Here is a 21,241-nt window from a genome sequence, read left to right as displayed (position 1 = left end):
CGTCAGCCGGATTGGGTTGCATCGCAGGGGTGTCGAAAGAGTCAACTGCGGTCCAAAGCTGTTGGACTTGGGTGAAAAGGGCGTTTATTCTTCCTATACGTTGTCGGCAGCGGGCCAAAAAGGAATACGTCCATGCCCATCGAGGTGAAACCGGCTGTGAGCGCGGGTTCAAGCATATAGCCCGACAGGCGCGTATCCTTGCCGATCACGACACGATGGCGGTGGTCACCGCGACGAAAGACACGGCCAGCCGCCATGCCGACGCGCAAGGCGGTTTCCGCCGTCATCGCGCCTTCGTTGGCTTTGCCACGAATACCGTCTGTGCCGAAATATTTGCGCACCATAAGGTCGATTATCCTGTCGTCGGGTCGCCCTCAAAGGGGACATGCCTGCTGAACCGCGAATATAGAGAAATATCCCGAATGTGCAGTTAACGAATTCTTGCGGTTTCTTTCAGCGCCGCCAATACCGCCAGCCCGTCGCGCAAGGGGCGCGGCTCGTGTGTGCGGATGAAGTCAGCTCCACCTGCGGCGGCGGCAAGCTCTGCAGCGAGTGTCGCGGCCCCGACATCCCCCGGACCACGGCCTGTGAGCGCGCGCAGAAAGGATTTGCGCGAAACAGACAGAAGCACCGGCAAATCGAAGCGCAGCCGCAATTCATCGAACCGCGCCAGCACCGAGAGCGAGGTTTCGGGAGCAGCCCCCAGAAAAAACCCCATGCCGGGATCAAGGACAAGGCGGTTGCGTTTGATACCGGCACCCGTCAGCGCCGCGATGCGCGCGTCAAAGAACGCCGCAATGTGATCCATGATGTCGCCAGCGGGTGCCTCGCGCCGATCTGCCTGCCCGTCTTGCACCGAATGCATAACGACGAGTTTGGCAGATGATTTCGCCAATTGCGGATAGAACGCAGCGTCTGGAAAACCGCGAATATCATTGAGATAGGCCACACCACGCGACAAGGCATAGGCTTGCGTCGCGGGTTGATAACTGTCGAGCGAGACGGGAATGCCATCTGCCTTGAGCGCGTCCAGCACCGGCGCGATACGCGCGATTTCTGTGTCGGACGAAACAGGCGCGGCGTCGGGATTGCTGGATGCCGGACCGAGGTCGATCACATCTGCCCCCTCGGCCATCAGCTTACGCGCCTGCGCAATGGCTGCGTCTGGCGCCAGATACCGGCCTCCATCGGAGAAACTGTCCGAGGTTATGTTGACGATGCCGAAAATGATGAGCGATTTATTCATGGGGGCTTCTATAATAATCTCTGTACACGACAAAAATAGATAACTCATTGAAATAATGTCACAATAATTGTTTTCTAACGACGAATACTATGACACATCTCAATGAGTTATATCTTATCTTAAACAAATCTCTAAAATGGAACAAGTCACATTTAAAGTGCTTTGCGCTCATCATGCTTGTGATTATTTTAAAGCAAACATGTAATCTTTCTTCTGCATCTAAAGCCTTGCCCATCAAGTGTTTACCACAATCATTTTATCGACGTATGCAGCGCTTCTTTGCAGGTCAGTATTTTGATTATCGTCAAATTTCTCAGTTGATTTTCAATATGTTTTCATTCGACCAAGTGCAACTGACTTTAGATAGAACCAATTGGAAATGGGGAAAACGAAATATTAATATCCTGATGCTCGCAATCGTTTATCGTGGAATAGCGATACCTATCCTTTGGACATTGCTTAATAAACGTGGAAATTCAGATACGAAAGAGCGTATTGCTTTGATTCAACGCTTTATAGCCATTTTTGGTAAAGACCGTATTGTGAATGTGTTCGCAGACAGAGAGTTTATCGGTGAGCAGTGGTTTACATGGTTAATTGAACAAGACATCAACTTCTGCATTCGTGTTAAAAAAACTTCATTGTCACCAATCATTTAGGAAAGAATCATAAAATTAGTGATTTATTTCGCCATCTTAAAGTTGGTCAAATTGAATGTCGTAAACGACGGATTTTGGTTGGTCGGGTGAAACTATATATAAGTGCACTACAGTTAGAAAATGGAGAGCTTTTACTCGTCGTTTCTCCTCAGTTTAATGCCAATGCTATTCAGGATTATGCATTACGCTGGGAAATTGAAACCTTATTCAGTTGTCTCAAAGGACGCGGGTTTAATCTTGAAAATACGCGCTTGACAGACCCTAGACGAGTGAAAAAATTGATTGCGGTGTTAGCTATAAGCTTCTGTTGGTGTTACTTAACGGGTGAATGGCAACATAATCAAAAAAAAGCGATAAAAATAAAGAAGCATGGACGACTCTCAATGAGTTTATTTCGCTATGGTTTAGACTATGTTCAAATGGCGATTCAGCGTTTAATTGGTTTTGGGAAAAAAGAAGAGTTTAAGGAAATTTTGGCAATTTTAAGAAAGCAGAATCCTGATAGGATAAGGGTTCTGTGAAATTTGTCGTGTACAGAGTATAATAATAATAATCGAGCATGAGTCTCATACGGATGCTCGGGTCGAAAGGGAATCCCCAGGCGAGTAACCTGTTTGCGGTGATCCATTAGCTGCAGGAGCAGAAGAGCATACATCTGGAAGCAAAGCCAGGAAAGCGGCCTATGGAGCTGTGCGGCAGCGCTCAGTAGGCAATTTTTCAAAATATTGTTAAGCCTTTTCTGAGCATGGTATTTTTCATGGTATTACCAATTAGCAGGAAAATAAGCCATTGAATATAAAAGATAAAAATGTCTTGTTTACAATAAAGTGGGAGTAGTAATTTCGTTACTTTGTTTAGAATTTCTTCAGAAATATTTCTTAATAAATCGTGTTTTTCAACAAGCGTAAAATTACTTTCTAAAATCTCTTGTTGTTTAGCTCGAGTTTGGGTATAAGCCCCATAATAAAATTGACGAGGATCTTTAAGCACGTACCAATCTTTCATTTGGATTACAGTACGGCCCTTATCGTAAAGATCAAATTCAGGCTGCCATAAAGGTTTGTAATGAAAATTAATTTCTTCCTGAATATCGTAGGTCGCTTCTTGATAACGTGAAGCTGGTTTATCACCAAATCTTTTTTCAATATAAGCATAAGTATTTCTTAAAGGCTTAACTGAAGATGTTTTAATATCAATTTGCATATAAATCTTCCTGATTTTTTAATAAAGACTAGAGTTTTTATTCTCTAATACCGGCCTGTCCAAATCGCCACTTCATGCGGTCATATTCAATCTTTGCAAAATCATCCGTACTTAGGTGCTGTACTTGATGGTGTGCGCAGAATTCTTCAAAAGCCTTGACTGGCATAATCATTTCTACAGCTAACTCTGGATGGGGTCGTTTGCGGGAGGGGGCGGAATCCTACGCTAAGGCTTTGGCCAGCGATATTCTCCGGTGAGATTGATGTGTTCCCATCCGAGCGGCGAAACATGGGCCAAGAGATCGGGCGATAGCAGCTTTCCATCGCGTTTCTGGTTTGCAACGACCTCGCCGAGCTTCATGGTGTTCCAGAAGATGATGATGGCGGCGAGCAGATTCATGCCGGCGATGCGGTAATGCTGGCCTTCGGCGGAACGGTCGCGGATTTCACCGCGGCGGTGGAAGCTGATTGCCCGCTTCAGCGCATGATGAGCTTCGCCTTTGTTGAGCCCGATCTGGGCACGCCGTTGGAGTTCGGCATCCAGAATCCAGTCGATCATGAACAGGGTGCGCTCGACGCGACCGACTTCCCGCAGGGCTGTCGCGAGCTCGTTCTGCCGCGGATAGGAGGCGAGTTTCCGCAGAATCTGGCTTGGCGCGACGGTCCCGGCAGCAATGGTGGCGGCGATGCGCAGGATGTCGGGCCAATTGCGCTCGATCATGGCTTGGTTGACCTTTCCGCCGATCAACGCTCGCAGGTGCGCCGGGGCGGCCGACGGATTGAACGCGTAGAGCCGTTTGGATGGCAGGTCGCGGATGCGCGGAGCGAACCGGTAGCCGAGAATGGCACATGCGGCAAAGACGTGATCGGTGAAGCCGCCCGTGTCGGTGAACTGCTCGCGGATATGGCGTCCAGCATCGTTCATCAGCAGGCCATCGAGGATGTAAGGCGCTTCGCTTGCCGTTGCAGGAATCACCTGGGTTGCGAACGGCGCATATTGGTCGGAGACGTGGCTATAGGCTTTCAGGCCCGGGGTATTGCCATATTTCGCGTTGACCAGGTTCATGGCCTCACCTTGCTCTGTAGCGACGAAGAACTGTCCGTCGCTCGAAGCCGACGTGCCCATGCCCCAGAACCGGGCCATGGGTAACGCTGCCTGTGCCTCGACCACCATGGCCAGCGCCCGGTCATAGGCTTCGCCCTCGACATGCCACCGTCCAATGCGGATCAATTCCCAGAAGGTGTGGGTGTTTGTCGCATCCGCCATTTTGCGCAAGCCGAGGTTGATCCCTTCCGCCAAGATAACGTTCATTAGCCCGATCCGGTCAGCGCAGGGTGCTCCTGTGCGCAGATGGGTGAACGCTTCGGTGAAGCCGGTCGCCGCATCCACCTCCAGCAGGAGATCGGTGATGCGCGTGGGCGGGATCTGCTTGTAGAGATCGAGCACCAGATCTTCGGCGCCTGTCGGCGCGGGAGAGCATAAAAAATATTGGGGCAGCGTGAGCTATGCTGCCATCGCTGGTCCCTTCCCGTCACTTTGAAAACCCGGATACCAGCAGACAAATTTATCCTGCAGTTCGTTATTCAAAACGGCGGTCCGGGTCTGTAACAAATAATGAGCCCCTTTTCTGCTCCACTGCATCTGCTGCTTTTTGGCCATTCGTCTGGCGATCACTTCATTGATCGTGGATTCCACAAACGCGGTTGATACCGGCTCTCCGTACCGACGCATTTCGCCGTAGTTTGGGATCATCATCTTATTATTCCGGATGTAGGTATACATTTCATCCAGATGTTTTTGCAGGGATTTCAGGCTAGGATAGCTGAGTTCAGGGTCATCGCAATACATAACGCAATTATCAATATGTTCCAGCGCAGCGACAACATTGCCATGCCAGAGATATCGTTTAATGCTTTCCAGCAGTGCCAGAACTTTACTCCCCGCCTCTGGATCTGATACCAGCAGTCCCCGGGCATATTGCATGAGCACCGTCAGCCTCATGGTGATATGAAACCAGTCCAGCACATGCGTTGACTCAGGGTACATACCGAACTGGAGGTCCCTGAGATTATCCGCGCCGTCGGACAGAAAAAATATCTGCTGGTTGGCCTGCATTCCCTGCGCTGAAAGGTGGGTCATGAGCCTGCGTTCCGGATGACAGTCATCCTTCTGAACAAAACCGAAGCGGCGGGTGTCAGCAGGCGCACCAACGGAAAAAGACTTCCCGGCAATAATTTCAAAATTACGCTTTTTGTCATCCCGATCGCGAACATAACCACCATCTATACCCACCACAAGCGGTTTTCCTGGCCTGGGCAGGTTCCCCCAGTCGCGGGGGCAGCCGGAAAGAAAACCTGAATGAGCTTCAGCCTCAGCGTCAAGACGCTGCGCCACCTGGCATAAATGATTCCTCACCGTTGAGGCATTCAGGCTGTGGCCCACCGGCAGAATATCTTTCAGCAGACGAGTCGTCATTTCATAGGAGATCATCGAGGCCCAGCGGGTTTCAATATATTTCAGTGCCGGGTGAGAATAATCGCCGGCCCAGTCGCTGAGCAAACTGACTGTCTTTGTATCACTCTCTTCACAACGGCACCGGTACACCCGAAGCCCGGATACCGGAATAACGCCAAACAGCGTCCGGTACCGTATTTTCTGTTTGCCTTTGATTCTGCGCGCAGCAAGGCAGTGAGGGCACCGGATATGGTGTTGAGTATATTCGTCTGCCTGCAGCTGGACCACCGACTGCTGGACCGTATTCAGCAACAGCTTGGATTCTGACACCGATAATCCGATGTCGTTCCGGGTCTCCCCTGATTTCTGGATTGTCATCAGTTCCTCCGTTCGACTGGAGCCTGATTCATCGGTGATGACTATCTGGAGCGTCAGTTGCATCATTGCCTCCTGCTGTGGTGGATGACTATCTCCCGGCTACTGGTTGTTCATCTGGTGACGAAGCTTATAATATGTGGAAACGCCAAGGCCCGCATGGTCGCAGGCGATCCTGAGCCTGACCCCTCTGCTTCTGAGTGCGTCAATTTCCTGGATCTTTTTGATATCGGCGCCGGGGCGCCCTGTTTTTTCACCCCGTGCTTTTTTCGCGGCGATGCCGTCGGCCTGCCTTTCCTTCAGTAAGGCTCGTTCAAACTGGCTGAATGCCGACATCATGTGCAGCTGCAGTTCCTGCATCGGATTGTTTGTGCCGGCGCTGAACGTCAGCTGCTCTTTCAGAAAAATAAGGGTAACGCCCTGGTCACGAAGCCGGGTGGTGACAGCGCACATATCCGACATATTCCGGCAAAGGCGATCGATGGAATGAACCAGAAGCGTATCACCAGGGCGTAATTGCCCCAGGAGTTCCTGTAACCCCGGGCGGTTTGTGTCCTTCGCGCTGGCATGCTCAACACAAATTTTATCAGGCTGAAAACCCGCCTTTGACAATGCCTCTTCCTGACGGGCCGTATTCTGATCGGCCGAGCTTACCCTGATGTAGGCATATTGCACGCAAAACCTCCGGAAGGTCTTTAAACATCATAGAGATTTAAAGAATAATCCATAAACACTGATTTAGGGAGGTTTATAGACATTTTTTCGGGGATCTGAGAGGCATGCTGAAAACGTATACCTTTATAGACATCAGTCAGCGACGACGGCCCAGCCAGATAACTTCAGGCTCCAGTACCGGAGATGCAAGGTCGAGCCTGCTCAGTTGCCGGTTGATTTTGTGGCGGTTGAACCTGACAGCATCCAGGTCGTCAGCAAAAGGGCGGATCTCGCCGACCGTTGTTTCATCATCCGCATTAACGATAGCTTCAAGAAACGCCAGGGTTTTATCGAACTCATCCGCAGCTGTGGCTCCGGGCATACCATGGCCGCTTATACAAAACGGCGCTTTCAGCGTAGAGTTTTCATAAATGGCCTCAACACGAATGTCATGAAGCCAGTGCTCAAAGAAATTGTATTCATAGGTAAAGCGATCGCCAGCATCAAAAGCAAAATCATCAATCACGACCCGGAACGGATTATCGACAAAACCGATGCCTCCTTCGTAGGAGATACCGTAATCTTTGCCATAAATGTGAAATTGATGGAGATGGTCGTCCCCCCAGCCCTGCACTATCTGGAAAATGAAGTGAAGCGCGGCCAGTGACGTGTCGGCAGCAATTCTCAGCCGACGCCAGACCATCGGACTGACTCCATGAACTGCTATTTTGATGACGTAGATCTTCATAGTCAGCAGGTATTGTTATGAAATGATGGTGGTTATTTTAACCCCTGTAGATGGCATCATTCGATGGCTGCCCCGAGGTTTTTCATGCTCTCCGATCTGGATGATGCAATAAATTTGAGCGTGAAGCCCCCGGCGACTGCAGGCCAGCGCCAGTTCATATTCATTCAGCGCCAGAAACTCCAGCCGCTGTGCATCATCGAAATCAGGTAGACCATAGAGCGCTTCCTGCTCGGCGTCCGAAAGAATACTGAGGAGCTTATTTTTAGTAGGCATCTCTGATCCTTATGCCTATTTAAACGCGCTTGTCACATTATCATTAACATAGAACCTTTACGTGTCATAATTTAAATTACGGGTAATGTGACTACCGTTGACAGATTATGGTACCCAAATCAGAATGTCACATAATCGAACGTATATGTGACAGAGGAAATATGTTCATCGGATATATTCGGATGTCAAAAGCGGATGGTTCGCAGACGAATGATTTACAACGTGATGCACTGATCGCCGCAGGTGTTGATGCCGCACATTTTTATGAGGACCGGGCATCGGGCAAACGAGAAGAGCGTCCTGGACTTACAGCCTGTCTGAAAGCACTACGACCCGGAGACACGCTGGTCGTATGGAAGCTGGACCGCCTCGGTCGTGATCTTCGTCATCTCATTAATACAGTGCACGACCTGACCGCGAGGGGGACCGGTCTGAAAGTGCTGACCGGTCACGGGGCGACTATCGACACAACAACGGCCGCTGGCAAGCTTGTCTTCGGTATCTTTGCCGCACTGGCGGAGTTTGAGCGCGAACTGATTGCTGAAAGAACGACTGCAGGTCTGGCATCAGCAAGAGCCCGTGGGCGGAACGGCGGCCGACCTTATAAAATGACGCCAGTCAAACTGCGACTGGCAATGGCATCAATGGGACAATCAGAAACAAAGGTCAGTACGCTATGCCAGGAACTTGGGATAACCCGGCAAACTTTGTACAGGCATATTTCCCCTGTTGGTCAACTGCGGGCGGACGGGATCAAGCTGTTCAACCGTGGATAATTTGAACGGACGGAAAAATCTGGGGTTCCGGCGTAGTACCCCTATCACCTCCACATTTTTGCAACAGTGCCTTATAAATGGCAGCCTTATGTTTACTTGCCAAGATGGGCTACCATATGATGTTTTATACTGAGCAATATTAATATTATCTTTAATGGAAAAATTAAGCCCACTAAGTGACCCACTGCTATATGGCTCTATTGTGAAGACGCCTGAGGGTAAAAATTTATACATGGTTGTCCCTATGTCTATTATTGCAAGGTTGACAATATTATTCGTTTTATAAATTTGAGCGTTTAAAATCACACATCAAAGCAATTAGTCAGGATAAACAACAATACCCAGTGCTTCGAGAATCAGTTCTTGCTGCCAGGCTGCAATTTTGATACCTGATGTATCGACTTTGCGGGGATCTAAACCGTCGAGTTCGGCGTGGCATAAATTGGCACCCTGTAGGCTAAATTGCCCCCAGACATCTTCGGAAAAAACACCTCGACTTAAGTCTGACTCTTTCAGTGATGCACCCGCTAGGTTCGTTCCTATCCAGCGATTTTCAAACAACTCACATTTTTCTAAACAAACCCTCTCCATATTGGCATAGGAAAGATTACATCCAGAAATAAATGCTGAGCAAAAGTACATACGATTACTCACTTGATGGGCAAAGTTTGTTCGGGAAAAGTTGGCACCTTTTAAATCACACGCACGGAACTCTATACCGTAGCAATTGGCATTACTGAAGTTTGCCATCGCAAGTTGGCATTGTTGGAAACTTGCATCACGAAGATCTGCGACATCAAAGTGGCAGCCTTCGATATCACCCTGTTCAATGAACTTGCAGTTGACGAATGTCGTATCACGCAAGTTAGCACGTCGAAAGTCGCTGCGAATGAATGTGCAAGCGGTGAAGGTGAGATCACTTAAGTCTTTATGTGAAAAGTTGTGGTGCCGATATGTATGATTGTAGGTTTCCATGAGTACTCCTTGTTGAAAGGAGGGCTAGACTACCATTATACATATGCCAAGACATTAAAATAAAAGCCTGTTACATCAACACATTACAACCCCTCAATTTACCTGTTTTAAGTGGTCAAATTGGCGCGTAGAGCGCCTATCGCTCTTGCATTGGCACGCGGCCCTGTTGAAAAAAGTTATTCGCTTTAGATAGGGTTAGGAGAGCCGTGCTTCGCCGGTAAAAAATCGGACTATCCGACGCAGGGCGGACTCATCGGCGGAGAAGCAAACTTTGACTATATCTCCCTACACTTGGAAGAGGGCTAGACTGGCCCCATAGATCACCAGACACTTCGACTCTCTTAAAATAAGAGGTAGTCTTGGAACTATGTTTAATACCAGTCAGAACGATAAGATGGTTGGAGTGTTATCAGGACCTGAGCGGCGTCGGCGTCGTACACCGCAGGAAAAAATTGCCATTATTCAGCAGACTATGGAGCCCGGTATGACCGTGTCTCATGTCGCGCGCCTGCATGGCATCAATGCAAACCAGATATTCAAATGGCGCAAGCAATATTAAGACGGTTCACTGACGGCTGTTGCATCGGGCGAGGAAGTGGTGCCGGCCTCCGAACTCGCTGCCGCCAATAAGCAAATTCGCGAACTCCAGCGCCTTCTGGGCAAAAAGACGATGGAAGCCGAGATACTCAAAGAGGCCGTGGAGTTCGGCCGGGCAAAAAAATGGATTGCGCATGCGCCCTCGTTGCCTGGGAACGACGAATAAGCGACGTTTGCAGAAGTCTTGGCGTGTCGCGTGCGCAGTTGAGCATTCGGGTTCACCGGCCATCTGACTGACAGGATCGCAGACGGCAGCCCCGTTCTGACGATACCACCGTATTGTCCCGGATAAACATGGCGGTGGCTGACCTGCCGACGTATGGTTATCGCCGTGTGTGGGCGCTGCTGCGACGGGAGTCGGAGCGGGACGGCCTGCCTGTGGTTAATGCAAAGCGGGTGTATCGCATTATGAGAACGCATAATCTGCTTCGGCACTGTTGCAAAGTTAGCGATGAGGCAGCCTTTTGTCTTATTCAAAGGCCTTACATTTCAAAAACTCTGCTTACCAGGCGCATTTCGCCCAGGGGATCACCATAATAAAATGCTGAGGCCTGGCCTTTGCGTAGTGCACGCATCACCTCAATACCTTTGATGGTGGCGTAAGCCGTCTTCATGGATTTAAATCCCAGCGTGGCGCCGATTATCCGTTTCAGTTTGCCATGATCGCATTCAATCACGTTGTTCCGGTACTTAATCTGTCGGTGTTCAACGTCAGACGGGCACCGGCCTTCGCGTTTGAGCAGAGCAAGCGCGCGACCATAGGCGGGCGCTTTATCCGTGTTGATGAATCGCGGGATCTGCCACTTCTTCACGTTGTTGAGGATTTTACCCAGAAACCGGTATGCAGCTTTGCTGTTACGACGGGAGGAGATATAAAAATCGACAGTGCGGCCCCGGCTGTCGACGGCCCGGTACAGATACGCCCAGCGGCCATTGACCTTCACGTAGGTTTCATCCATGTGCCACGGGCAAAGATCGGAAGGGTTACGCCAGTACCAGCGCAGCCGTTTTTCCATTTCAGGCGCATAACGCTGAACCCAGCGGTAAATCGTGGAGTGATCGACATTCACTCCGCGTTCAGCCAGCATCTCCTGCAGCTCACGGTAACTGATGCCGTATTTGCAGTACCAGCGTACGGCCCACAGAATGATGTCACGCTGAAAATGCCGGCCTTTGAATGGGTTCATGTGCAGCTCCATCAGCAAAAGGGGATGATAAGTTTATCACCACCGACTATTTGCAACAGTGCCCCCGTGCGCCCACCACCGCGCAGTTGACCCAGCTGGCAGCTACCATCGCGCACCGGGTGTGTCGGCACCTGACGCGCAAAGGCTGGCTCGAAGGGGAGGGCGAATCGGCCTTCCTGGCAGACAGCGCTGCAGGCGACGACAGCATGGATGGGCTGCGGATGAGTTCGATCACCTACCGCATCGCCACCGGCCGCGACGCTGGCTGCAAGGTCGTCACGCTGCAAACGCTGCCCGGTGACGCCGGTTCGCTGGAGGGCGAAGCCGGCAAGGTCGGCGGCTTCTCACTGCATGCCGGCGTGGCGGCCGAAGCACACGAAAGCCACAAGCTGGAAAAGCTGTGCCGCTACATCACGCGCCCGGCGATCAGCGAGAAGCGGCTGTCGATAGCGCTCCAGGGCAGGGTGCGTTACCAGCTCAAGACCCCGTGGCGCAATGGCACCACGCATGTGGAATGGGATCCGGTGGATTTCATCGCCAAGCTGGCGGCGCTGGTCCCGCCACCTCGCGCGCATCTCACCCGCTTCCACGGCGTATTCGCCCCGAATGCAAACCTGCGTGCGCAGCTGACGCCCTCGGGGCGCGGCAAGCGGCCTGCGGGCGATGCGGCGCCAGTGGACGTCAGCGCCCACGACGCGCCGCGCAGCCCCGAGGAGAAGCGCCGTGCGATGAGCTGGGCGCAACGGCTCAAGCGGGTCTTTTCCATCGACGTCACCGCCTGCGTCCACTGCGGTGGCACCGTGCGGATCGTCGCCAGCATCGAGGAACCCACCGCCATCCGCGCCATCCTCGCCCACTTCGAGAAGCACGGCGCGCGGGAAGAAGCGCACTACAGGCCCGCAGCGCGCGCGCCGCCAGTGCAAGCCGCGTGACGATCTGCCGGCTGCACAGCCGACGGCGAAACCGGAATCCGAGCCGATGCGGCCACGATCCGCAGGGCGGCGCTCGGCCCGCTGTCGGGAATCAGCGAAGCATGGCTGCTGACAACGCCGCTGCGTGGCCCCGCGATGCCGAAATCCCACTCACAGACGTCCGATCCGTGCCCAAAACGGGGCTTGCGCGACCGCCGCCTACCCAGCAGACTGCCCGAAAAGGGCGTTTGAACTTCCTATACGCAACCCCTCGCGCATGTCGCACCGCCGCCTGAAAGAGACCATCGGCGTGCGCTACAACGATTTCGGCGTGGTCGAGCCCATCGTCGCCGACATCCGCGCCATGCTGGCCACGCACGACGGCATCGACACCACGCAGACGCTGATCGTGAACTTCAACGCGTTCGGGCCGAGCTCGCTGGACATCATGGTCTACACCTTCACCAAGACCACGGTGTGGGTCACCTTCCACGAGATCAAGCAGGATGTGCTGCTGCGCATCGGGCGCATCGTCGAGTCGCATGGCGCCGAGATCGCGTTTCCGACGCAGACCGTCTACCTCGCGCAGCCAGAAGAGCCGCCTGAGGCCATGCGACCTGCAGCCGCCCCGCCAGCAGCGCGCTGAATCCAGCGCGGTCCGGACGCGAGCGGGTCAACCAGATGCGAGCGCTGGGCGCTTGCGCAGCAGGCGCGCCACCAGCCCAGCGGCCACCAGCACCAGCACCGCGCCGGCCCAGGCCGTGGCCTGCAGCGCATCGGTGAAGCCCGCGCGTGCGGCCGCCAGCAAGGCCGCGCCCTGCCACGCCGGCAGGGTGTCGGCCAGGTGCACGGCGCCCCCGAGCGAGGCACCGGCCGCCTGCAGCGCATCGGCCGGCAGGCCGGGCAGCGCCGCGCTGGTCAGCGCCTGCCGGTAGACCACCAGGCCGACGCTGCCGAACAGCGCGATGCCCAGCGCGCCGCTGAATTCGGACACCGTCTCCGACAAGGCCGAGGCCGCGCCCGCGCGCTCGGACGGCGCGCTGGTGATGATGATCTCGTTGCCGATGGTGAACACCGGCGCCAGGCCCAGGCCCATGACGATCGTGGCCGGCACCAGCCACCACAGGCCCTGCCCCAGCCCCAGCACGGCGAAGCCGAACGCCGCTGCCGACAGGCCCACGACGAGGATGCGCGCCGCCGGCCAGCGCGCCGCGAGCTGCGGCGACAACAGCGAACCGATGACGAAGCACAGGGACCAGGGCAGCGTGGCCAGCCCGGCCTGCAGCGGCGACAGCCCCAGCACGAGCTGCAGGTACTGCGTCATGAAGATGTAGACGCCGAACATGGCCAGCGCGGCCAGCGCATACGCCGCCAGCGCCGCGCGGAACGGCGCGTGCGCGAACAGCCGCAGGTCCAGCAGCGGGTAGGCGATGTGGCCCTGGCGGCGCAGGAACAGCGCCCCGACCGCCAGCCCGGCCAGCAGCGCAGCCATCGAGGCGAGGCCCGCTCCATGCTCGGCCAACTGCTTGAGCCCGTAGATCGTCAGCAGCACCGCCGCCAGCGACAGCAGCACGCTGGCCAGGTCCAGGTGCCCCGCGTCCGGATCACGATACTCGGGCAGGAAGCGAGGGCCGAGCGCCAGCGTCAGCAGCATCACCGGCACGTTGAGCCAGAACACGGCGCCCCAGTGGAAGAACTCCAGCAACACGCCGCCGACCAGCGGACCGATCGCGCTGCCCAGCGAAAACGCGGCGATCCACACGCCGATGGCGAACTGGCGCTGGCGCGGGTCGTGGAACATGTTGCGGACCAGCGCCATGGTGGACGGCGCGATGGTGGCGCCGGCCAGGCCGAGCAAGGCGCGCGCCGCGATCAACAGCGCGGCGGTATCGGCCAGCGCCGCGAGCACCGAGGCGAATGCGAAGAACGCCGCGCCGATCAACAACAGCCGGCGCCGGCCGATGCGGTCGCCCAGCGTGCCCATGGTGATCAGGAAGCCGGCGACGAAGAAGCCGTAGATGTCCAGGATCCAGAGAAGCTGGGCGCTGGAGGGCTGCAGTTCACGGCTGAGCACCGGCAGCGCCAGGTTCAGCACCGTGAGGTCCATGGCGTAGACCAGGCACGGCAGGGCGACCACGGCCAGGCCGATCCATTCGCGGCGGGTGGCCTTCCGACGATCCGCTGCGGTGTCGTGGAGCGTGGCGGACATACTCAAAACTTCCGGGACAAGAATGCTTTAACGACGAAGGCAACGCGCGCATTTCGACATGCCGTCGATGGCAACACCCATCCGCATTCAGGCGCGCGTGACACGCATGCCTGTTGCCCGTCGCACATCAGGGGGCACGGTCGTAGCCGGCCAGCAGCTGAAGTACTGACCTCATTTTTTCCTTCATTCATTTCAAACCTCTTTTTAATGTTTTAGGTTATCGCCAGCTCGGCAACTTGATACTCTGGTGAAGCCCAACTTTGTTTTAGGGCGACTGCCCTGCTGCGTAACATCGTTGCTGCTCCATAACATCAAACATCGACCCACGGCGTAACGCGCTTGCTGCTTGGATGCCCGAGGCATAGACTGTACAAAAAAACAGTCATAACAAGCCATGAAAACCGCCACTGCGCCGTTACCACCGCTGCGTTCGGTCAAGGTTCTGGACCAGTTGCGTGAGCGCATACGCTACTTGCATTACAGTTTACGAACCGAACAGGCTTATGTCAACTGGGTTCGTGCCTTCATCCGTTTCCACGGTGTGCGTCACCCGGCAACCTTGGGCAGCAGCGAAGTCGAGGCATTTCTGTCCTGGCTGGCGAACGAGCGCAAGGTTTCGGTCTCCACGCATCGTCAGGCATTGGCGGCCTTGCTGTTCTTCTACGGCAAGGTGCTGTGCACGGATCTGCCCTGGCTTCAGGAGATCGGAAGACCTCGGCCGTCGCGGCGCTTGCCGGTGGTGCTGACCCCGGATGAAGTGGTTCGCATCCTCGGTTTTCTGGAAGGCGAGCATCGTTTGTTCGCCCAGCTTCTGTATGGAACGGGCATGCGGATCAGTGAGGGTTTGCAACTGCGGGTCAAGGATCTGGATTTCGATCACGGCACGATCATCGTGCGGGAGGGCAAGGGCTCCAAGGATCGGGCCTTGATGTTACCCGAGAGCTTGGCACCCAGCCTGCGCGAGCAGCTGTCGCGTGCACGGGCATGGTGGCTGAAGGACCAGGCCGAGGGCCGCAGCGGCGTTGCGCTTCCCGACGCCCTTGAGCGGAAGTATCCGCGCGCCGGGCATTCCTGGCCGTGGTTCTGGGTTTTTGCGCAGCACACGCATTCGACCGATCCACGGAGCGGTGTCGTGCGTCGCCATCACATGTATGACCAGACCTTTCAGCGCGCCTTCAAACGTGCCGTAGAACAAGCAGGCATCACGAAGCCCGCCACACCGCACACCCTCCGCCACTCGTTCGCGACGGCCTTGCTCCGCAGCGGTTACGACATTCGAACCGTGCAGGATCTGCTCGGCCATTCCGACGTCTCTACGACGATGATTTACACGCATGTGCTGAAAGTTGGCGGTGCCGGAGTGCGCTCACCGCTTGATGCGCTGCCGCCCCTCACTAGTGAGAGGTAGGGCAGCGCAAGTCAATCCTGGCGGATTCACTACCCCTGCGCGAAGGCCATCGGTGCCGCATCGAACGGCCGGTTGCGGAAAGTCCTCCCTGCGTCCGCTGATGGCCGGCAGCAGCCCGTCGTTGCCTGATGGATCCAACCCCTCCGCTGCTATAGTGCAGTCGGCTTCTGACGTTCAGTGCAGCCGTCTTCTGAAAACGACACCATGTGCAAACGATGTCAGAATAGAGTTAAATTTCCTATTGATTGACATATTCCGTCAAAGGTAATAGATTTCATCCTGACACTTTTGCCTTTGGAGGCATCTTGCAAGGTCAACGCATCGGCTATGTCCGCGTCAGCAGCTTCGACCAGAACCCGGAACGGCAATTGGAGGGTGTTCAGGTGGCGCGGGTGTTCACCGACAAGGCTTCTGGCAAGGACACCCAGCGTCCCGAGCTGGAAAGGCTGCTGGCCTTCGTCCGCGAGGGCGACACCGTGGTGGTGCATAGCATGGACAGGCTGGCACGCAACCTTGATGACCTGCGCCGCATCGTCCAAGGGCTGACACAACGGGGCGTGCGCATGGAGTTCGTCAAAGAAGGGCTGAAGTTCACCGGCGAGGACTCACCGATGGCCAATCTGATGCTGTCGGTCATGGGAGCCTTCGCTGAGTTCGAGCGCGCCCTGATCCGCGAACGTCAGCGCGAGGGAATCGTGCTGGCCAAGCAGCGCGGTGCCTACCGGGGACGAAAGAAATCGCTGAACAGCGAACAAATTGCCGAGTTGAAACGGCGAGTTGCGGCAGGCGACCAAAAAACCTTGGTGGCCCGTGACTTCGGCATCAGCCGCGAAACCTTGTACCAGTACCTGCGGGAAGACTGACCATGCCACGCCGCTCAATCCTGTCCGCCACCGAGCGCGAAAGCCTGCTGGCACTGCCAGATGCCAAAGACGAACTGATACGGCACTACACGTTCAACGAAACCGACCTGTCGGTGATCCGTCAGCGTCGCGGCGCCGCGAATCGATTGGGCTTCGCTGTGCAGCTTTGCTACTTGCGATTCCCTGGCACCTTTTTGGGCGTCGATGAGCCTCCGTTTCCGCCCCTGTTGCGCATGGTGGCCGCGCAACTCAAGATGCCAGTGGAAAGTTGGAGCGAGTACGGCCAGCGCGAACAGACACGGCGGGAGCACTTGGTCGAGCTGCAAACGGTTTTTGGGTTCAAGCCCTTCACCATGAGCCACTATCGGCAAGCCGTGCATACATTGACCGAGCTGGCCTTGCAGACCGACAAAGGCATCGTGCTGGCGAGCGCACTTGTCGAGAATCTGCGGCGGCAGAGCATTATCCTGCCCGCCATGAATGCCATCGAGCGCGCAAGCGCCGAGGCCATCACCCGTGCCAACCGACGCATTTACGCGGCGCTGACCGATTCTTTGTTATCACCCCACCGTCAGCGCCTGGACGAACTTCTCAAGCGCAAGGACGGCAGTAAAGTGACGTGGCTGGCATGGCTGCGCCAGTCGCCTGCCAAACCGAACTCTCGCCACATGCTCGAACATATTGAGCGCCTGAAATCCTGGCAAGCACTTGATCTGCCCGCAGGCATCGAGCGGCAGGTTCACCAGAACCGCCTGCTCAAAATCGCTCGTGAAGGTGGCCAGATGACGCCTGCTGATCTGGCAAAGTTCGAGGTGCAACGACGCTATGCCACGCTGGTAGCGCTGGCCATCGAAGGCATGGCCACCGTCACCGATGAAATCATCGACCTTCACGATCGCATCATCGGCAAGCTGTTCAACGCGGCCAAGAACAAGCATCAGCAGCAGTTCCAGGCTTCCGGCAAGGCGATCAACGACAAGGTGCGGATGTATGGGCGCATCGGTCAAGCGTTGATTGAGGCCAAGCAAAGCGGCAGCGATCCGTTCGCCGCCATCGAGGCCGTTATGCCCTGGGACACCTTCGCCGCCAGCGTCACCGAAGCGCAAACATTGGCGCGGCCTGCCGACTTTGATTTCCTGCACCACATCGGTGAAAGCTATGCCACGCTACGCCGCTACGCGCCGCAGTTCCTGGGCGTGCTCAAATTGCGGGCTGCGCCCGCCGCCAAGGGTGTGCTCGATGCCATCGACATGCTGCGCGGCATGAACAGCGACAGCGCGCGCAAGGTGCCCGCCGATGCGCCAACCGCATTCATCAAGCCGCGCTGGGCAAAGCTGGTTCTGACCGACGACGGCATCGACCGGCGTTACTACGAGTTATGCGCCCTGTCGGAGCTGAAGAACGCGCTGCGCTCCGGTGATGTCTGGGTGCAGGGTTCTCGCCAGTTCAAGGACTTCGACGAATACCTGGTGCCGGTCGAGAAGTTCGCCACTTTGAAGCTGGCCAGCGAATTGCCGCTGGCAGTGGCCACCGACTGCGACCAATACCTGCATGACCGGTTGGAATTGTTGGAGGCGCAACTCGCCACAGTCAACCGCATGGCTGCGGCCAACGACTTACCGGATGCCATCATCACCACCGCGTCAGGCCTGAAGATCACGCCGCTGGACGCGGCAGTACCAGACGCCGCGCAAGCCATGATCGACCAGACAGCTATGCTGCTGCCGCACCTCAAAATCACCGAGTTGCTGATGGAGGTCGATGAATGGACGGGCTTCACCCGCCACTTCACACACCTGAAGACCAGCGACACGGCCAAGGACAAAACCTTGCTGTTGACGACGATCCTGGCCGACGCGATCAACCTGGGTCTGACCAAAATGGCCGAGTCCTGCCCTGGCACCACCTACGCCAAGCTGTCTTGGCTGCAAGCCTGGCACATCCGCGATGAAACCTATTCGACGGCGCTGGCCGAGCTGGTGAATGCGCAGTTTCGGCAACCCTTCGCCGGCAACTGGGGTGACGGCACCACGTCATCGTCGGACGGCCAGAACTTCAGAACCGGCAGCAAAGCAGAAAGCACTGGTCATATCAACCCGAAGTATGGAAGCAGTCCAGGACGGACTTTCTACACCCATATCTCCGACCAGTACGCGCCCTTCAGTGCCAAGGTGGTCAACGTGGGCATTCGTGATTCAACTTACGTGCTTGATGGCCTGCTGTACCACGAGTCGGACTTGCGCATCGAGGAACACTACACCGACACGGCAGGCTTCACCGATCACGTGTTTGGCTTGATGCATTTGCTGGGATTTCGCTTCGCGCCGCGTATCCGTGACTTGGGCGAAACCAAGCTATTCATCCCCAAGGGCGATGCCGCCTATGACGCGCTCAAGCCGATGATTAGCAGCGACAGGCTGAACATCAAGCAAATACGCGCCCATTGGGATGAAATTCTGCGGCTGGCCACCTCCATCAAGCAAGGCACGGTAACGGCTTCGCTGATGCTGCGCAAACTCGGCAGCTACCCGCGCCAGAACGGCTTGGCCGTGGCGTTGCGCGAGCTGGGGCGCATCGAGCGCACGCTGTTCATTTTGGATTGGCTGCAAAGCGTGGAGCTGCGCCGCCGCGTCCATGCGGGGCTGAATAAGGGCGAGGCGCGCAACGCGCTGGCCAGGGCGGTCTTCTTCTACCGATTGGGTGAAATCCGCGACCGCAGTTTTGAGCAGCAGCGCTACCGGGCCAGCGGCCTCAATCTGGTGACGGCGGCCATCGTGTTGTGGAACACGGTATATCTGGAGCGTGCCACCAGTGCTTTGCGTGGCAACGGCACGGCGCTGGACGACACATTGTTGCAATATCTGTCGCCGCTGGGGTGGGAGCACATCAACCTGACCGGCGATTACCTATGGCGCAGCAGCGCCAAGGTCGGTGCGGGGAAGTTTAGGCCATTGCGACCGCTGCCACCGGCTTAGCGTGCTTTATTTAATGAGATGGTCACTCCCTCCTTCCCGGTACTATGCTGAGGACAGGCTTTCATTCGGAGAACTATCATGGAAAACATTGCGCTCATTGGTATCGATCTGGGTAAAAACTCTTTCCATATTCATTGCCAGGATCGTCGCGGGAAGGCTGTTTACCGTAAAAAATTTACCCGGCCAAAGTTGATCGAATTTTTGGCGACATGCCCCGCTACAACCATCGCAATGGAAGCCTGTGGCGGTTCTCACTTTATGGCACGCAAGTTGGAAGAGTTGGGGCATTCCCCAAAGCTGATATCACCACAATTTGTCCGCCCGTTCGTTAAAAGCAATAAAAACGACTTTGTCGACGCCGAAGCTATTTGTGAAGCTGCATCGCGTCCGTCTATGCGTTTTGTGCAGCCCAGAACGGAATCTCAGCAGGCAATGCGGGCTCTGCATCGTGTCCGTGAATCCCTGGTTCAGGATAAGGTAAAAACAACCAATCAAATGCATGCTTTTCTGCTGGAATTTGGCATTAGCGTTCCCCGAGGAGCTGCCGTTATTAGCCGACTGAGTACCATTCTTGAGGATAATAGTTTGCCTCTTTACCTCAGCCAGTTATTGCTGAAATTACAACAGCATTATCACTATCTTGTTGAGCAGATTAAAGATTTGGAATCCCAGTTGAAACGAAAGTTGGACGAAGATGAGGTTGGACAGCGCTTGCTGAGCATTCCCTGCGTCGGAACACTGACAGCGAGTACTATTTCAACTGAGATTGGCGACGGGAAGCAGTACGCCAGCAGCCGTGACTTTGCGGTGGCAACAGGGCTTGTACCTCGGCAGTACAGCACGGGAGGTAGGACGACATTGCTGGGAATTAGTAAGCGAGGTAATAAAAAGATCCGAACTTTGTTGGTTCAATGTGCCAGGGTATTCATACAAAAACTGGAACACCAGTCTGGCAAATTGGCCGATTGGGTCAGGGATTTACTGTGCCGGAAAAGCAACTTTGTCGTCACTTGTGCTCTGGCAAACAAGCTGGCCAGAATAGCCTGGGCCCTAACGGCACGACAGCAAACTTATGTAGCATAACGGCAGAAATACACCGGTTTAAAGAATTACTGATCTGGTTTTGCGAATACTGATATTGATGATACTAACGGCCCACCGGCCTGTTGAGGAACCTGTAAAACGGAAAGGCTCATTGAAGCCGTATATTTTCTGGAGGTTCATCAGGCGCGGAACTCATCAAGGCGCGGGAATAAAATCCCATTCAGACGCCGGATAGATTCAAGCAAGCCAACTTGTCGTCAAAATCGGTGTTGCAAAAACGGGAGTGACCATAGATTCCGTTTTCTGAGACGACCCCTGGATAGGCCAGGTTATATGCTGCGCCTGTGGTCATTTGCTCGATGACCGCAGGTGCATAACCTTCTGCTTCCAGCTTACGATATGCAGCCCGGTAGTCTCTTTGGGTTTTCAGCGGGTATATCTTTCCGCCTTTACCATCGAAAGCGATAAACCAGAAATCGTCCGTGCCAGTTTCCAGATTTCTGCAACGTTTCAGATGCCATCCGCCTTCTCTCGCCCAGATGGTACGGTTATTTCTGGCATTCGTTTTGTCATAACCGTTCTCGTCAAGCCAGCTATCAAAGCTGGTCAGCCCCAGATCCTGAACCTCCAGAGAAGGCACTCGAATGACCTGCAAGGTATGGCGGGGTCTTGGCTCTCTCATCT

The 21,241-nt window shown here is 55.0% G+C and carries 16 protein-coding genes and 6 pseudogenes; 9 read left to right on the top strand and 13 right to left on the bottom strand.

Annotation, left to right across the window (positions count from 1 at the left end; all coding sequences use genetic code 11):
- Window positions 1-101 precede the first annotated feature (101 nt).
- Both glmM and sul2 read right to left on the bottom strand, forming a co-directional pair.
- Window positions 102-344 (bottom strand): annotated as a pseudogene (gene glmM, locus MX657_RS23375) (phosphoglucosamine mutase); the annotation flags it as partial.
- A gap of 86 nt (window positions 345-430) precedes the next feature.
- Window positions 431-1,246 carry a sulfonamide-resistant dihydropteroate synthase Sul2 gene (gene sul2 / locus MX657_RS23370; RefSeq protein WP_001043260.1) on the bottom strand — a complete coding sequence of 272 codons (816 nt, stop codon included), beginning with the start codon at window positions 1,244-1,246 and terminating at the stop codon, window positions 431-433.
- 89 nt (window positions 1,247-1,335) lie between these two features.
- Here sul2 and MX657_RS23365 point away from each other — a divergent pair.
- Window positions 1,336-2,426 (top strand): IS4-like element ISAba1 family transposase gene (locus MX657_RS23365; RefSeq protein WP_085940648.1). Its coding sequence is split into 2 segments (ribosomal slippage): window positions 1,336-1,876 and window positions 1,876-2,426, totalling 1,092 coding nucleotides; the frame shifts between segments, so codons are not numbered across the junction.
- 196 nt (window positions 2,427-2,622) lie between these two features.
- Here MX657_RS23365 and MX657_RS23360 read toward each other — a convergent pair.
- The 7 genes and pseudogenes from MX657_RS23360 to MX657_RS23330 form a co-directional block, all read right to left on the bottom strand.
- Window positions 2,623-3,108, bottom strand: coding sequence for a hypothetical protein (locus tag MX657_RS23360; protein WP_006581703.1), 486 nt, complete (start codon window positions 3,106-3,108; stop codon window positions 2,623-2,625).
- A 37-nt stretch (window positions 3,109-3,145) separates the two neighbouring features.
- The gene (locus MX657_RS23355; protein WP_032073144.1) at window positions 3,146-3,274 is read right to left on the bottom strand and encodes a hypothetical protein; all 129 of its coding nucleotides are present in this window, start codon (window positions 3,272-3,274) and stop codon (window positions 3,146-3,148) included.
- Window positions 3,275-3,333: 59 nt separating this feature from the next.
- A pseudogene (locus MX657_RS23350) lies at window positions 3,334-4,566 on the bottom strand (Tn3 family transposase); the annotation flags it as partial.
- Window positions 4,567-4,611: 45 nt separating this feature from the next.
- The gene (locus tag MX657_RS23345; RefSeq protein ID WP_014839878.1) at window positions 4,612-6,003 is read right to left on the bottom strand and encodes an ISKra4-like element ISKpn19 family transposase; all 1,392 of its coding nucleotides are present in this window, start codon (window positions 6,001-6,003) and stop codon (window positions 4,612-4,614) included.
- A gap of 36 nt (window positions 6,004-6,039) precedes the next feature.
- Window positions 6,040-6,612, bottom strand: a complete 573-nt coding sequence (locus MX657_RS23340) for a recombinase family protein (protein WP_001493762.1) — start codon at window positions 6,610-6,612, stop codon at window positions 6,040-6,042.
- Between the two features lie 136 nt (window positions 6,613-6,748).
- On the bottom strand, window positions 6,749-7,339 hold the full coding sequence (locus MX657_RS23335; protein WP_012477564.1) for a plasmid pRiA4b ORF-3 family protein: 591 nt from the start codon (window positions 7,337-7,339) through the stop codon (window positions 6,749-6,751).
- Window positions 7,340-7,429: 90 nt separating this feature from the next.
- Window positions 7,430-7,612 (bottom strand): annotated as a pseudogene (locus MX657_RS23330) (DUF4158 domain-containing protein); the annotation flags it as partial.
- Window positions 7,613-7,773: 161 nt separating this feature from the next.
- Between MX657_RS23330 and MX657_RS23325 the strand changes: the two are divergent.
- On the top strand, window positions 7,774-8,388 hold the full coding sequence (locus MX657_RS23325) for a recombinase family protein (RefSeq protein WP_014839983.1): 615 nt from the start codon (window positions 7,774-7,776) through the stop codon (window positions 8,386-8,388).
- Window positions 8,389-8,706: 318 nt separating this feature from the next.
- Here the strand turns inward: MX657_RS23325 and MX657_RS23320 are convergent, their stop codons facing one another.
- Window positions 8,707-9,363: a quinolone resistance pentapeptide repeat protein QnrS1 gene (locus MX657_RS23320; protein WP_001516695.1), complete on the bottom strand. Its 657-nt coding sequence runs from the start codon at window positions 9,361-9,363 to the stop codon at window positions 8,707-8,709.
- A gap of 394 nt (window positions 9,364-9,757) precedes the next feature.
- Between MX657_RS23320 and MX657_RS23315 the strand changes: the two are divergent.
- Window positions 9,758-10,389 (top strand): annotated as a pseudogene (locus MX657_RS23315) (transposase); the annotation flags it as partial.
- Window positions 10,390-10,442: 53 nt separating this feature from the next.
- Here the strand turns inward: MX657_RS23315 and MX657_RS23310 are convergent.
- Complete coding sequence (locus tag MX657_RS23310) at window positions 10,443-11,147, bottom strand: IS6-like element IS26 family transposase (RefSeq protein WP_001067834.1); 705 nt, start codon at window positions 11,145-11,147, stop codon at window positions 10,443-10,445.
- A gap of 65 nt (window positions 11,148-11,212) precedes the next feature.
- Between MX657_RS23310 and MX657_RS23305 the strand changes: the two are divergent.
- Window positions 11,213-12,079: pseudogene (locus MX657_RS23305) on the top strand (IS91-like element ISCR3 family transposase); the annotation flags it as partial.
- Window positions 12,080-12,335: 256 nt separating this feature from the next.
- Window positions 12,336-12,704, top strand: coding sequence for a mechanosensitive ion channel domain-containing protein (locus tag MX657_RS23300; RefSeq protein ID WP_001470701.1), 369 nt, complete (start codon window positions 12,336-12,338; stop codon window positions 12,702-12,704).
- Between the two features lie 27 nt (window positions 12,705-12,731).
- Here the strand turns inward: MX657_RS23300 and MX657_RS23295 are convergent, their stop codons facing one another.
- On the bottom strand, window positions 12,732-14,267 hold the full coding sequence (locus tag MX657_RS23295; RefSeq protein WP_012372821.1) for a fluoroquinolone efflux MFS transporter QepA1: 1,536 nt from the start codon (window positions 14,265-14,267) through the stop codon (window positions 12,732-12,734).
- Window positions 14,268-14,661: 394 nt separating this feature from the next.
- Here MX657_RS23295 and intI1 point away from each other — a divergent pair, with 394 nt between their 5' ends.
- From intI1 to MX657_RS23275, 4 genes are all read left to right on the top strand, one after another.
- Window positions 14,662-15,675, top strand: a complete 1,014-nt coding sequence (gene intI1 / locus MX657_RS23290; RefSeq protein WP_000845054.1) for a class 1 integron integrase IntI1 — start codon at window positions 14,662-14,664, stop codon at window positions 15,673-15,675.
- A gap of 305 nt (window positions 15,676-15,980) precedes the next feature.
- On the top strand, window positions 15,981-16,538 hold the full coding sequence (locus MX657_RS23285; protein ID WP_001162012.1) for a recombinase family protein: 558 nt from the start codon (window positions 15,981-15,983) through the stop codon (window positions 16,536-16,538).
- Between the two features lie 2 nt (window positions 16,539-16,540).
- Window positions 16,541-19,513: a Tn3 family transposase gene (locus MX657_RS23280; RefSeq protein WP_001138073.1), complete on the top strand. Its 2,973-nt coding sequence runs from the start codon at window positions 16,541-16,543 to the stop codon at window positions 19,511-19,513.
- 78 nt (window positions 19,514-19,591) lie between these two features.
- Window positions 19,592-20,596: an IS110-like element IS4321 family transposase gene (locus MX657_RS23275; protein WP_346808587.1), complete on the top strand. Its 1,005-nt coding sequence runs from the start codon at window positions 19,592-19,594 to the stop codon at window positions 20,594-20,596.
- A 277-nt stretch (window positions 20,597-20,873) separates the two neighbouring features.
- On the opposite strand, the pseudogene MX657_RS23270 reads toward MX657_RS23275, so the two are convergent.
- Window positions 20,874-21,239, bottom strand: a pseudogene (locus MX657_RS23270) (hypothetical protein); the annotation flags it as partial.
- Between the last annotated feature and the right edge of the window lie 2 nt (window positions 21,240-21,241).

Origin of the sequence: Enterobacter chuandaensis (genome assembly GCF_039718975.1) — a bacterium.
In the GTDB taxonomy this organism is placed as follows: domain Bacteria; phylum Pseudomonadota; class Gammaproteobacteria; order Enterobacterales; family Enterobacteriaceae; genus Enterobacter; species Enterobacter chuandaensis.
Note: the sequence above shows the minus strand (reverse complement) of the source record. Positions and strands in the feature narration are given on the sequence as shown.

Excerpts from the sequence above, each read along its gene's own strand:
- MX657_RS23320 (WP_001516695.1), bottom strand. The coding sequence starts at position 9,363 with ATGGAAACCTACAATCATACATATCGGCACCACAACTTTTCACATAAA.
- MX657_RS23300 (WP_001470701.1), top strand. The coding sequence starts at position 12,336 with ATGTCGCACCGCCGCCTGAAAGAGACCATCGGCGTGCGCTACAACGAT.
- MX657_RS23280 (WP_001138073.1), top strand. The coding sequence starts at position 16,541 with ATGCCACGCCGCTCAATCCTGTCCGCCACCGAGCGCGAAAGCCTGCTG.
- intI1 (WP_000845054.1), top strand. The coding sequence starts at position 14,662 with ATGAAAACCGCCACTGCGCCGTTACCACCGCTGCGTTCGGTCAAGGTT.
- MX657_RS23345 (WP_014839878.1), bottom strand. The coding sequence starts at position 6,003 with ATGCAACTGACGCTCCAGATAGTCATCACCGATGAATCAGGCTCCAGT.
- sul2 (WP_001043260.1), bottom strand. The coding sequence starts at position 1,246 with ATGAATAAATCGCTCATCATTTTCGGCATCGTCAACATAACCTCGGAC.
- MX657_RS23355 (WP_032073144.1), bottom strand. The coding sequence starts at position 3,274 with ATGCCAGTCAAGGCTTTTGAAGAATTCTGCGCACACCATCAAGTACAG.
- MX657_RS23325 (WP_014839983.1), top strand. The coding sequence starts at position 7,774 with ATGTTCATCGGATATATTCGGATGTCAAAAGCGGATGGTTCGCAGACG.
- MX657_RS23275 (WP_346808587.1), top strand. The coding sequence starts at position 19,592 with ATGGAAAACATTGCGCTCATTGGTATCGATCTGGGTAAAAACTCTTTC.
- MX657_RS23335 (WP_012477564.1), bottom strand. The coding sequence starts at position 7,339 with ATGAAGATCTACGTCATCAAAATAGCAGTTCATGGAGTCAGTCCGATG.
- MX657_RS23360 (WP_006581703.1), bottom strand. The coding sequence starts at position 3,108 with ATGCAAATTGATATTAAAACATCTTCAGTTAAGCCTTTAAGAAATACT.
- MX657_RS23295 (WP_012372821.1), bottom strand. The coding sequence starts at position 14,267 with ATGTCCGCCACGCTCCACGACACCGCAGCGGATCGTCGGAAGGCCACC.
- MX657_RS23310 (WP_001067834.1), bottom strand. The coding sequence starts at position 11,147 with ATGAACCCATTCAAAGGCCGGCATTTTCAGCGTGACATCATTCTGTGG.